The following is a 12684-nucleotide window of genomic DNA, read 5'->3' on the forward strand; positions in this document are numbered from 1 at the left end:
ACCCCTTATTGCGCGTTGTACAAGATGACCGCAGCGGTCGCCAGCAGATTAAGCAAGGTCAATGGCAGGCAAACTTTCCAGCCAAATGACATCACCTGGTCGTAGCGGGGACGCGGTAAAGCAGCACGGATCAAAATGAACATCACCATGAAGAACGCCGTTTTCAGTGCAAACCAGATCACCGGATACAGGAACGGACCCTGCCAGCCACCGAAGAACAAGGTCACGATCAGCGCAGAAACCGTCACGATACCGATATATTCCCCCACGAAGAACAGACCGAATTTCATACCGGAATATTCAATGTGGTAACCATCGGCCAGTTCTTGCTCGGCTTCCGGCTGGTCAAACGGGTGACGGTGACAGACAGCAACACCGGCGATGGCAAAGGTCACAAAACCGAAGAACTGCGGAATGATATTCCACATGTGCGACTGAGAAATGACGATGTCCTGCAGATTGAAGGAACCGGCCTGAGCCACAACGCCCATCAGTGATAAACCGAGGAACACTTCGTAGCTCAGCGTCTGAGCAGAGGCACGCATCGCACCCAGCAGCGAGTATTTGTTATTACTGGACCAGCCAGCGAACAACACGGCATAGACGGTCAGACCGGCCATCATCAGGAAGAACAAAATACCGATGTTCAGATCTGCGGCGAACCAGGTCGGACTGACCGGAACAATCGCAAAGGAGATCAGCAGGGACGTAAACGCAATCATCGGGGCCAGCGTAAAGATGGCTTTGTCGGTGAATTTAGGTACCCAGTCTTCCTTGAAGAACATCTTGATCATGTCAGCAACCAGCTGCAGGGAACCGCCCCAGCCGACACGGTTTGGTCCGTAGCGGTTCTGGAACAGGCCGAGCAGGCGACGCTCGCCGAAGCTCATGAAAGCCCCGCAGGTCACGACGATCAGCAGGATCACGATAGCTTTCAGGACGGCGATCAGCGTGTCGATTACGACAGGTGTAAACCAGCTCATTGTGCAGCCTCCCGCAGATTTTCAACCATAGCGCCAACCAGAATCGGCGGAATGCCCGGCAAGCCCAGCGGTAAACCAAGCTGACCCTGATTCAGGGTTTCACTCAGGCGAACCGGCAGTTTCAGTGTCTGACCGGCACAGGTGAATTCCACCTGAGAACCTGCATTCACGCCTAGCTGCGCGGCATCTGCCGGGTTAACCATCACATAAGGCGCTGGCATACGTTGCTGAATGACGGAAGAACGCTGGGTCATCTCTTCACTGCCGAACAGGTGGTAGTAAGGCGCGACACGCCAGTTACCCACTGTGGTGGTGAATGCAGCAGGGATGGTGGTGAAGTAGTCGAGACTCCCCTCCCCCGCTTCGATGAGACGCACACCCGGATCACCGTGGCGCAGACTGCCGCCAACTTCGCTCTGGAATTTGTTCCAGGCTTGCGGTGAGTTCCAGCCAGGCGCCCAGGCAAAAGGTACCTGATTGCGGTTGGCTGTCGGGCTGTTGTTCCCTTCCATCGAGAAGGCAAACATGGTGTCTTTATCTTGCGGCTGACGCGGTTCGTGCACGCTGATGTTCGCGCGCATCGCAGTACGGCCACTGGAGCGGTTCGGAGAACGCGCCAGTTTCTGACCACGAATGCGGAAGCTGGCATTTGGCGCAGCTTCAACCATGCCCTTCAGCTGAGGCAATGCCTCGACGCAGGCTTCGATCACGTGATCGAGCTGAGTCCAGTCAACGTGGCGGCTGTTGACGGTTGAATGCAGCGAGTGCATCCAGCGCCAGCTTTCCAGCATGGAAACAGTAGTGTCGTAGTAAGCCGGATCGTAAACCTGGAAGAAGCGCTGAGCGCGGCCTTCCTGATTCACCAGCGTACCGTCGCTTTCGGCAAAACTCGCCGCAGGCAGGATCAGACTGGCTTTATCCATGATGCGCGTGCGCTGATGGTCAACAACCACCAGGTTTTGCACACTGGCAAGCGCCGCATCCACCTTCGCTTCAGGAGCATGACGATAAAGGTCATTTTCCATCACAATGGCGCTGTCTGCGCCGCCGCTGGCCAGCAACTCAAGCGCATCATCCAGCGTACCGCCGCCAATCATGGACAGGCCGATGCTGTTTGCCGCAGAAGCCACGAAAGTGATTCCGACATCACTGCCCGCCACTTTCAATGCTTTGGCGATGTTCGCTGCCGCTTCAATGATCGCATCAGAACCGGCGTTAGAACCTGTAATGATCAGAGGCTTACGGGCACCGGTCAGCGCCTGCACGATCACGTCGATTTTTTTGTTCAGACCATCAGCCAGATCGCTGACCGCTGGCGCTGAATTATCCAGTGCATGGGCGATTGCAAAGCCGAAACGGGCCTGCTCATCCACCGGCGCACGGTAATTGTACGCTGCGATATCGTCGAGTTTGGTGTTGTCTACGTTGGTAATAAACAGCGGATGTTTGGCGTGCTGACCGATGTTTTGCACCGCCGCAATCTGCCAGTCAGCAACACGCTGAGCGGCGGCCATTGCACGGGCTTTACCTTTAACGGCCTGACGGACAGACAGAGCGATACGGGCACCGGTCTGAGTCAGATCTTCACCCAGCACCAGCACGGCATCGTACTCTTCGATTTCACGCAATGCTGGCGTATGTACGCCGCTGTTGCGCAAAACGTTGAGCATCAGTTGCAGACGACCCTGCTCTGCGGCGTTGATCCCGGTGTAGAAGTTTTCGGCTCCCACCAGTTCACGCAGGGCAAAGTTGCTTTCGAGGCTGGCGCGTGGAGAACCGATACCGATGGTTTTCTTCGCCTGACGGATGATGTCTGCCGCGCCCTGCATCGCCTGTTCAGCGTTCAGTTCAATCCAGTCGTTGCCACGCAGCTGCAATGGCTTCTTAGGACGATCTTTCAGGTTCACGTAGCCATAGCCGAAACGGCCACGGTCGCAGAGGAAGTAGTGGTTTACGGTACCGTTATAACGGTTTTCGATACGACGCAGTTCGCCATAACGCTCACCCGGGCTGGTGTTACAGCCAACAGAACATTGCTGACAGATGCTTGGCGCAAACTGCATGTCCCATTTACGGTTATAGCGTTCGGAGTGCGTTTTATCGGTGAATACGCCGGTCGGACACACTTCTACCAGGTTACCGGAGAACTCGCTTTCCAGCGGGCCATCTTCCGGACGACCGAAATAGACGTTGTCGTGCGCGCCATATACACCCAGGTCTGTGCCGTCCGCGTAATCCTTGTAGTAACGGACACAGCGATAACAGGCGATACAGCGGTTCATTTCGTGAGAGATGAACGGGCCGAGATCCTGATTGTTATGGGTACGCTTGGTGAAACGGTAACGGCGCATACTGTGGCCGGTCATGACTGTCATATCCTGCAGGTGACAGTTACCGCCCTCCTCGCACACCGGACAGTCGTGCGGATGGTTGGTCATCAACCATTCCACAACGCTCTCGCGAAACTCTTTCGCTTCGCCGTCGTCGATGGAAATGAAGGTGCCATCAGACGCTGGTGTCATACATGACATCACCAGACGACCGCGCGTATCTTCCGCGTTTTGGTATTGCTTAACCGCACATTGGCGGCAAGCGCCGACGCTTCCCAGCGCCGGATGCCAGCAAAAATAAGGAATATCGAGGCCGAGAGAGAGGCAAGCCTGTAACAGGTTGTCCGCTCCGTCTACATCGTATTCTTTGCCGTCTACATGAATCGTAGCCATAGTCAGCATGCTTCCACGTGGCCCACCTGACGGCGGGCGTTAATCAAAAATTCTTGCCGGGTTGGCGTCTATCACTCGACAGCGCGTCCCTTGTATTGGGATTTCGCGCACAGCGGGCTCACGTCCGCTGCCTGTTGCCTTCACTACCAGCGCTGTTTCAGCAGATTGTTTGGCTGAATACCGCCAATTGCCCGCGCGTTGCTGTAATGCTGTTTGGCGATGCCCGCCTCAAACTCTTCCCGGAAATATTTAATCGCACTCTGTAATGGCTCCACGGCACCCGGCGCGTGTGCGCAGAAGGTTTTGCCCGGACCAAGCTGGCGGCAAAGCTGTTCGAGAGTTTCAATGTCTCCCGGCTGCCCTTCACCACGTTCCAGCGCGCGCAGGATCTTCACACTCCACGGCAAACCGTCTCGGCACGGCGTACACCAGCCACAAGATTCACGGGCGAAGAACTCTTCCAGATTTCGAACCAGCGGAACCATGCCAATTTCATGATCGACTGCCATCGCCAACGCAGTACCCAGACGGCTACCAGCTTTACCGATGCTGGCGAAATCCATAGGCAGATCCAGGTGATCGGCAGTCAGGAAGTCAGTCCCTGCGCCGCCCGGTTGCCAGGCTTTGAATTTCAGGCCATCACGCATACCACCGGCATAATCTTCAAGAATTTCACGTGCGGTCGTACCAAACGGCAGTTCCCAGACGCCCGGATTTTTCACCCGACCGGAGAAGCCCATCAGTTTGGTGCCTGCATCTTCGCTTTTGCCCGCAGACATCCCTTTGTACCAATCCACACCGTGCTCAAGAATGGCAGGCACGTTACACAGGGTTTCGACGTTGTTCACACAGGTCGGTTTACCCCATGCACCGGCAGAGGCCGGGAACGGTGGTTTGGAACGCGGGTTAGCGCGGCGGCCTTCCAGCGAGTTAATCAGTGCTGTCTCTTCACCGCAGATGTAGCGGCCCGCACCGGTATGCACGATCAGTTCGAAATCAAAACCGGTACCGAGGATATTTTTACCCAGCAGACCCGCTTCAGTGGCTTCAGCAATCGCGCGACGCAGGTTCACGGCGGCTTCGATATATTCGCCACGCAGGAAGATGTAGCCACGGTAAGATTTCAGTGCAAACGCGGAAATCAACATGCCTTCCACCAGCAGGTGTGGCATTTGTTCCATCAGCATGCGGTCTTTGTAAGTACCGGGTTCCATCTCATCGGCGTTACACAGCAGATAGCGGATGTTCATGCTTTCGTCTTTTGGCATCAGACTCCACTTCAAACCGGTGGAGAAACCCGCACCGCCGCGCCCTTTCAGGCCAGCGTCTTTTACCAGGTTGACGATCTCTTCCTGCGCCATGCTTTTGAGCGCCTTTTCTGCGCCGACGTAACCGTTTTTGCTGCGGTATTCGTCGATCCAGACCGGCTGCTCATCGTCACGCATACGCCATGTCAGCGGATGCATTTCCGGCGTGCGTTCAATATGTCTTGGCGTATAACCGTTGATTGTCATACATAGCGCTCCAGTAGCTGGCCGATGGCTTCTGGTGTCAGGCGGCTGTGCGTGTCCTCGTCGATCATCATCGACGGGCCTTTGTCACAGTTACCGAGACAACAGGTCGGCAGCAGAGTAAAGCGACCGTCTTGCGTCGTTTCGCCCGGCTTGATGTGCAACTGTTGTTCCAGCGCAGCCTGGATCCCCTGATAACCGGTGATGTGGCACACCACGCTGTCACAGTAACGGATCACATGGCGGCCAACCGGCTGGCGGAAGATCTGGCTGTAAAACGTCGCCACACCTTCAACGTCACTGGCCGGAATGCCCAGAACATCGGAGATCGCGTAGATAGCGCCGTCTGGCACCCAGCCACGCGCTTTTTGCACGATCTTCAACGCTTCGATAGAGGCCGCGCGGGCATCTTCGTAGTGATGTTTCTCGTGTTCAATCGCTTCGCGTTCAGCATCGCTCAGCTCAAACACCGGCGTGATCACCGGCTCGCTGACGTTGATGAACTGAACCTCTGAGTTTTTATTGATATCTGTCATCGTTAGCGGTCCACATCTGACATTACAAAATCGATACTGCCCAGATACACGATCAGGTCGGATACCAGGCTGCCACGGATTACGGACGGGATCTGCTGCAAATGCGGGAAGCTTGGCGTACGGACACGTGTGCGGTAGCTCATGGTGCTGCCGTCACTGGTCAGGTAGTAGCTGTTGATCCCTTTGGTGGCTTCAACCATCTGGAAAGATTCTTGCGCAGGCATGATCGGCCCCCACGACACTTGCAGGAAGTGCGTGATCAGGGTTTCGATGTGTTGCAGGGTGCGCTCTTTCGGTGGCGGCGTGGTCAGCGGATGATCCGCCTTGAACGGGCCTTCAGGCATGTTTTTGTAGCACTGTTCCAGAATGCGCAGGCTTTGGCGAAGCTCTTCCACTTTCAGCATTACACGGGAATAGCAGTCGCTGACGCCGTCGCCGACCGGCACTTCAAAGTCAAAGTTTTCGTAACCGGAATACGGACGCCATTTACGCACGTCGAAGTCGATGCCGGTGGCACGCAGGCCAGCGCCAGTGGTGCCCCACGCCAGCGCGTCATCCGCGTTGTACGCAGCCACGCCTTTGGAACGGCCAATCAGAATCGTGTTTTTCAGCGCCGCTTTGACGTAGGAATCCAGTCGTGCTGGCATCCAGTCAAGGAATTCACGCAGCAGACGATCCCAGCCTTTCGGCAGGTCATGCGCAACGCCACCGATACGGAACCAGGCCGGGTGCATACGGAAACCGGTGATCGCTTCCACCAGATCGTAGATTTTCTGACGATCGGTAAAGGCGAAGAACACTGGCGTCATCGCGCCCACGTCCTGAATAAACGTAGAGATGTACAGCAGGTGGCTGTTGATGCGGAACAGTTCAGACAACATCACGCGAATGGTGTTGACGCGATCCGGCGTGACGATACCGGCAAGTTTTTCAACGGCCAGCACGTAAGGCATTTCGTTAACGCAACCGCCGAGATATTCAATACGGTCCGTGTACGGAATGTAGCTGTGCCATGACTGGCGCTCGCCCATTTTTTCAGCACCACGGTGGTGGTAACCGACATCCGGTACACAGTCGACAATCTCTTCGCCATCAAGCTGCAGGATGATACGGAACGCACCGTGTGATGACGGGTGGTTTGGACCGAGGTTAAGGAACATAAAGTCCTCATTTTCGGTGCCACGCTTCATGCCCCAGTCTTCCGGCTTGAAGGTCAGCGCTTCCATCTCGAGCTCTTCTTTTTGCTTGGTCAGCTCATAAGGATCGAACTCGGTGGCACGCGCCGGATAATCTTTACGCAACGGGTGCCCTTCCCAGGTCTGCGGCATCATGATGCGCGTCAGGTGCGGGTGGCCATCGAAGGTAATACCAAACATTTCCCAAGTTTCACGCTCGTACCAGTTGGCGTTCGGGAACACCTTGGTCAAGGTCGGAACATGGAGATCGTTTTCCGCTAACGCCACCTTGATCATGATGTCGCGGTTACGCTCGACGGAGATCAGGTGATAGAAAACGGAAAAATCCGCGGCCGGTAAACCGTCGCGGTGAGTACGTAAACGCTCATCAACGCCATGCAAGTCGAACAGCATAACATAAGGTTTTGGCTGTTTTCGTAGAAAGGTAATCGCTTCCAGTACCTGTTCACGCTTGAACCACACCACGGGAATTCCGGTACGGGTCGGCTGAACAGTAAAGGCCTCAGGCCCAAAACGGTTACGCAACTCGCCAATAACCGGATCATCAAGATGATCACGGGTATGCCATGCTGGCAGGGCGGTATTTTGCGTCGTCAAATCTGTCATAATTTTTTTCACCACACTAAATGGTCATTTATGCCGTAAGGGGGATATGCATGCACCACCCCTCAGGGTTGACTCTCAGATCGCAGTGTTAAATCTCGTCCGGCGAACGCAGATTTGTCACGGCTATGCGTTCAGCACGTTTACGCTCTTTTTCAGACTGCATATTCGCGCGGTAAACACCCTGATCGCCGACGACCCATGACAATGGGCGGCGTTCTTTACCGATGGATTCCTGCAGCAGCAACAGCGCCTGCATGTAAGCCTCAGGACGCGGCGGGCACCCCGGGATATACACATCGACAGGCAGGAATTTATCCACACCCTGCACGACGGAATAAATATCGTACATACCGCCGGAGTTCGCACAGGCACCCATCGAAATCACCCATTTCGGCTCGAGCATCTGGTCATACAAACGTTGGATCACCGGGGCCATTTTGGTGAAGCAGGTGCCTGCCACGACCATGAAGTCGGCCTGACGCGGCGATGCACGCAGAACTTCTGCACCAAAACGCGCGACGTCATGCACCGCAGTGAATGACGTCACCATTTCGACGTAGCAGCAGGAAAGGCCGAAGTTGTACGGCCAGAGGGAGTTTTTGCGTCCCCAGTTCACCATGCCGTGCAGTGATTCCTGAAGGTTTCCCATGAAAACGCTGCGTTTAACCTGCTCCTGAAGTGGATCGCCGACCACCTCCTGATTCTGCAGGGGGTAACGGTCGTTCTCACCGTCCGGGTCTACGCGGGTGAGCGTATAGTCCATCTTATTGCCTCGCTATGACTTACTACTGAGGGTGACTGTTGGTATTAATCGCCGGGCTTGGTTTAACAGGTCCTTTCGAACGTGTTGGCGTCCAGTCCAGCGCGCCAATCCGCACCAGATAAAACAAACCAGCCAGCAGTACCAAAATGAAAATGGTGGCTTCGACGAAACCGGTCCAGCCGCTTTCACGGATAGAAGTTGACCATGCATAGAGATACAAGGCTTCAACGTCGAAAATAACGAAAAACATCGCGACCAGATAGAATTTGGCGGAGAGACGCAGGCGGGCTGAGCCCACGGATGCGATACCAGACTCATAAGGGGTATTTTTGTAACGCGCTCTGGCTCTCCCGCCGAGGAACGCGGCGCCCAGTAACATCAGGCAGCAAAGCCCCATTGCGACGATAAGATAAACGGCGAACGCCCAGTGTTGAGCGATGACTTCAGTGGCTGTTGACATACTCATTGCTTACTCATCAAAAGTGGCGCTTTGGCATCTGCTCTATGGGATCGGCAGTTTGCGCACCACATCGATTCAAGGGAAGGATTAATAACCACACAGTTCACGACTCAACAAAGGATTAAGCCAGTGATTTGTTGTGGGCTTTTTACCCTTTTCTATAACCTTTTGTCAACTTTGACAAAAGTATCTCCACATTAGTTTACATGCTTATCATTTAATTAACATTACATGCGACAACACTTAAGCTAAATCGTGTCAGTTAAAAAGGGTGATAAAGCATGAGCCTGTGACGGGAGTTATGACATCTTTGTTGCTTTGCTATTGTCGCAGGAATAGACAACGCTTCCACTCTCTTATTAGGGTTATTTTTTTGATCCAGGTCAGAGTTCTGTCAATTTCGACAGAAAAAAAGCCGCACTTTTAGCAAGTTTTGTTGAATAACAGAAAACAACAAGTCAACGGCGAGAAAAAATCACTGATTTTTTCACGCGAAAAAAAGCCTATTTTTGCGTGATTTAGTAGGGTGATAATGAAGAACAGAAACAGTCAGGACGGGGAACAAGCAGCACTAAGGGAGGAAAAAACAAGTTTGGCGTGAGATTTTAAATAAAACACCCAAAAAGAGACGTTTTACTACCCGAAAGGAGTAGAGGCCTTTACCCCCGCCCTGCAGTATCCGGGCGGGAGGTAAAAAGAGGCGATAATCTTAACTTTTTGAATCAGCCAGCAGCTCATGATCGTCATCCACTACAGGCCGGGGACCGTAAGCGCTGAGAGAATAAGGATCATTGCCCTGTTCAACCGCGTTGAAAATGGCCATCGCCAGTTCATTGTTACAGTTGGCATTTTTATACAGTACATATTGCGTGTCAGGCAGACGCGGCAGACCATCCTGTTCACCCAGAACGCGCAGTTCAGGGCTCATCATTTCAATAGGTCTTGCGGTCACGCCCAACCCGGCGCGAACGGCGGCGCGAATAGCCGACAATGTCGATGCCACGTAAGCGATACGCCACGGAATACCGGCCTGATTCAGGTATTCTGTCGCCATCTGGCGGTACGGGCTTGGCTCATCAAGTACCACGAGCGGCACACTGTCCCCGGATGGATACGCGAAATCCGCCGCGCAGTACCAGAGCGTAGGTGACGTCCGCAGAATGATATGAGGATGTTCTGTGCCCGTCATCGTAGTGATGGCCAGATCGATCTCTTCGCTTTCCAGCATCGATAACATAAACGGACTGCGTTTTACCCGTACATCGATTGACAGTTTCGGGTACACAGACGTCACGCGACTGAGCAGAAAAGGCAAAATGGTATCGGCGGTATCATCGGATGCCCCGATGGTAATTCCGCCCTGAACATTGCTGTACATCAAAGAGGTGCAGGCTTCATCGTTAAAACGAAGAATTTTGCGTGCATACCCCAATAACTGAATGCCGTGTTCAGTTAATAATTTATTGCGTCCGTGCCTGGCAAACAGTTCTTTTCCAACGAGTTGTTCAAGACGTTGCATTTGTTGACTGACTGCCGACTGAGTACGACACACAGCAGCAGCTGCTGCAGCGAACGTATTCAAATCCGCAACAGCTACAAATGTCCTCAACAGGTCAAGATCGAGATTGAGGATTGGACGATTTGCATTTGTCATAGTTTTTCTTCGCTTTATAGAATCTAATAACAAGCTACCCTGATGCTGCGTCAAAGTATCAGCATCCGCAGAATACCAGATATGTCAGGTACTCACTCATTAGATAAGCAAAATTGAGAAATATTTGTGCCTGAAAAATTTCATAGAAGCAGTTTTCATCTCCTCAGATGCCGTGAAAAATCTCCACACAAAAGTTAAATGATTAGCCAGGCTTAATTAATAAGAATAAACCATTTTCGCCTGCTCCACTCACCTATTTTCTTTGCGCTTTTCCTGTCGATACCTGAGGTTGAAGCCTGTCAGCAAGCCGGATACATAAGTTAAATTTACCGTTCAGATAAGTTGTAAGGCAATATAATTCAACAAATTCATTAGCTCACGTGGATATCAAACTCATGACTAAAAAATCAGTTTAGCGGGCATTAAGATAATTTCATAATCGCCCGTTATTATTTGTGCTGATTTTATTAAATATACGTAAAGGGTGCCCTCGTAAAACCCATGAAAATAGTGGCCTCTCCAAAATTTTCTTATGATCATTCATCCAGCAGTTATTATTAATCATTAGATAAATAAAACTAATTCACCTTGCCCCCGTGCCGCAGCACGGAGAATTCCTGCTATTTTTTTTCAGATTTTGTCGAGGTTAGGTAAGTTTTAATGATGTTGTCTGCAAAACCGCGGCAACAAAAGGATGGCTTTAACACTGCCAGACAGTCAAAACAGGGAATTTTTAGATTAAAAAACCCGCATTGGTAAAATATAAAACTACACATTGCTCTTTACGCAAATTATTAAACCAACCAAAATCCACAACATGACCAGAAACCCCCACCCCCTGCGATTTTCCTGCTGTTTTACACCAAAAGGGCGCGCAGCCCTTCTCATGCACTCTTTGGGGGAGTAAATTGTCCGCTTCGCACTGTTCTACGGCGATTAACGCCAGGGAAGAACAGGCTTTACTGCAAAAGGCTCACATTTACATGTCCCCGATTGAAAAATCCCGCAAACTGGACAACGTCTGCTACGACATTCGCGGCCCGGTGCTCAAAGAAGCAAAACGTCTTGAAGAAGAAGGTAACAAAGTCCTCAAACTGAACATCGGCAACCCCGCGCCATTCGGTTTTGATGCACCTGATGAAATTCTGCTCGACGTCATTCGCAACCTGCCTACAGCGCAAGGGTACTGTGACTCCAAAGGTCTGTTCTCAGCACGTAAAGCCATCATGCAGCACTATCAGGCGCGCGACATGCGTGACATGACGGTGGAAGACATTTATATCGGTAACGGCGTGTCGGAACTGATTGTTCAGTCGATGCAGGCGTTACTGAATACCGGTGATGAAATGCTGGTGCCAGCACCGGATTACCCGTTATGGACGGCGGCGGTGTCGCTTTCTGGCGGGAATGCGGTGCATTACATGTGTGATGAAGGCGCTGACTGGTTCCCGGATATCGCCGATATCCGCGACAAAATCACCCCGCGCACCCGCGGTATTGTGATCATCAACCCGAACAACCCGACCGGCGCGGTATACAGCAAAGAGTTGCTGATGCAGATTGTGGATATCGCCCGCGAACACAATCTGATCATCTTTGCTGATGAGATTTACGACAAGATTTTGTATGACGAAGCCCAGCACATTTCCATTGCGTCGCTGGCGCCAGATCTGCTGACCGTGACGTTCAACGGGCTGTCAAAAACCTACCGTGTGGCCGGTTTCCGCCAGGGTTGGATGGTACTCAACGGACCGAAGAAACATGCCAAAGGCTACATTGAAGGGCTGGAAATGCTGGCCTCGATGCGTCTTTGTGCCAACGTTCCGATGCAGCATGCTATCCAGACAGCTCTCGGCGGTTACCAGAGCATTAATGAATTCATTCAACCGGGCGGCCGTCTGGTGCAGCAGCGCGACAGCGCGTGGGAACTGATCAATCAGATCCCCGGCGTATCATGCGTGAAACCGAAAGGTGCGCTGTATATGTTCCCGCGTATTGATGCCAAGCGTTTTAACATTCATGACGATCAGAAACTGGTACTGGATTTGCTGTTGCAGCAAAAAGTCCTGCTGGTTCAGGGGACAGCATTCAACTGGCCGTATCCGGACCACGTCCGTATCGTGACGCTGCCACGCGTTGATGAGCTGGAAATGGCGATCAGCAAACTGGGCCGGTTCCTCGAAACTTACCGCCAGTAATCCCTGCGGGCGCAGATTTCTGCGCCCTGTTTTATCTTTCTGATCACACTTGCC

9 protein-coding genes are annotated in these 12684 nt (G+C 52.6%); 1 reads left to right on the plus strand and 8 read right to left on the minus strand.

Features of this window, described 5'->3' with window-relative positions; translation table 11 throughout:
* Positions 1-5: 5 nt before the first annotated feature.
* From nuoH to lrhA, 8 genes are all read right to left on the minus strand, one after another.
* Positions 6-983, minus strand: coding sequence for an NADH-quinone oxidoreductase subunit NuoH (nuoH, locus tag ACO0U8_RS11920; RefSeq protein ID WP_056782249.1), 978 nt, complete (start codon positions 981-983; stop codon positions 6-8).
* Positions 980-3706, minus strand: a complete 2727-nt coding sequence (gene nuoG / locus ACO0U8_RS11925; RefSeq protein ID WP_421670852.1) for an NADH-quinone oxidoreductase subunit NuoG — start codon at positions 3704-3706, stop codon at positions 980-982. The genes nuoH and nuoG overlap by 4 nt, the downstream gene beginning before the upstream one ends.
* A 143-nt stretch (positions 3707-3849) precedes the next feature.
* Positions 3850-5220: an NADH-quinone oxidoreductase subunit NuoF gene (gene nuoF / locus ACO0U8_RS11930; RefSeq protein ID WP_056782245.1), complete on the minus strand. Its 1371-nt coding sequence runs from the start codon at positions 5218-5220 to the stop codon at positions 3850-3852.
* The gene (gene nuoE / locus ACO0U8_RS11935) at positions 5217-5753 is read right to left on the minus strand and encodes an NADH-quinone oxidoreductase subunit NuoE (protein WP_238485086.1); all 537 of its coding nucleotides are present in this window, start codon (positions 5751-5753) and stop codon (positions 5217-5219) included. Before nuoE ends, nuoF begins: the two co-directional genes overlap by 4 nt.
* A gap of 2 nt (positions 5754-5755) precedes the next feature.
* Positions 5756-7555: an NADH-quinone oxidoreductase subunit C/D gene (nuoC, locus tag ACO0U8_RS11940; protein ID WP_056782243.1), complete on the minus strand. Its 1800-nt coding sequence runs from the start codon at positions 7553-7555 to the stop codon at positions 5756-5758.
* 88 nt (positions 7556-7643) lie between these two features.
* Complete coding sequence (locus tag ACO0U8_RS11945; RefSeq protein WP_056782240.1) at positions 7644-8318, minus strand: NuoB/complex I 20 kDa subunit family protein; 675 nt, start codon at positions 8316-8318, stop codon at positions 7644-7646.
* Positions 8319-8340: 22 nt separating this feature from the next.
* Complete coding sequence (locus ACO0U8_RS11950) at positions 8341-8784, minus strand: NADH-quinone oxidoreductase subunit A (protein WP_072158212.1); 444 nt, start codon at positions 8782-8784, stop codon at positions 8341-8343.
* A gap of 703 nt (positions 8785-9487) precedes the next feature.
* On the minus strand, positions 9488-10432 hold the full coding sequence (lrhA, locus tag ACO0U8_RS11955; protein ID WP_056782235.1) for a transcriptional regulator LrhA: 945 nt from the start codon (positions 10430-10432) through the stop codon (positions 9488-9490).
* A gap of 983 nt (positions 10433-11415) precedes the next feature.
* Between lrhA and ACO0U8_RS11960 the strand changes: the two genes are divergently transcribed.
* Positions 11416-12630, plus strand: a complete 1215-nt coding sequence (locus ACO0U8_RS11960) for a pyridoxal phosphate-dependent aminotransferase (protein WP_136375755.1) — start codon at positions 11416-11418, stop codon at positions 12628-12630.
* Positions 12631-12684: the final 54 nt, after the last annotated feature.

Origin of the sequence: Rahnella sp. EDr1-12, from assembly GCF_049206505.1 — a bacterium.
In the GTDB taxonomy this organism is placed as follows: Bacteria; Pseudomonadota; Gammaproteobacteria; order Enterobacterales; family Enterobacteriaceae; genus Rahnella; species Rahnella rivi.

Bases quoted from the DNA above. Each gene is read 5' to 3' on its own strand.
- nuoH (WP_056782249.1), bottom strand. From the start codon at position 983: ATGAGCTGGTTTACACCTGTCGTAATCGACACGCTGATCGCCGTCCTG.
- nuoG (WP_421670852.1), bottom strand. From the start codon at position 3,706: ATGGCTACGATTCATGTAGACGGCAAAGAATACGATGTAGACGGAGCG.
- nuoF (WP_056782245.1), bottom strand. From the start codon at position 5,220: ATGACAATCAACGGTTATACGCCAAGACATATTGAACGCACGCCGGAA.
- nuoE (WP_238485086.1), bottom strand. From the start codon at position 5,753: ATGACAGATATCAATAAAAACTCAGAGGTTCAGTTCATCAACGTCAGC.
- nuoC (WP_056782243.1), bottom strand. From the start codon at position 7,555: ATGACAGATTTGACGACGCAAAATACCGCCCTGCCAGCATGGCATACC.
- ACO0U8_RS11945 (WP_056782240.1), bottom strand. From the start codon at position 8,318: ATGGACTATACGCTCACCCGCGTAGACCCGGACGGTGAGAACGACCGT.
- ACO0U8_RS11950 (WP_072158212.1), bottom strand. From the start codon at position 8,784: ATGAGTATGTCAACAGCCACTGAAGTCATCGCTCAACACTGGGCGTTC.
- lrhA (WP_056782235.1), bottom strand. From the start codon at position 10,432: ATGACAAATGCAAATCGTCCAATCCTCAATCTCGATCTTGACCTGTTG.
- ACO0U8_RS11960 (WP_136375755.1), top strand. From the start codon at position 11,416: ATGTCCCCGATTGAAAAATCCCGCAAACTGGACAACGTCTGCTACGAC.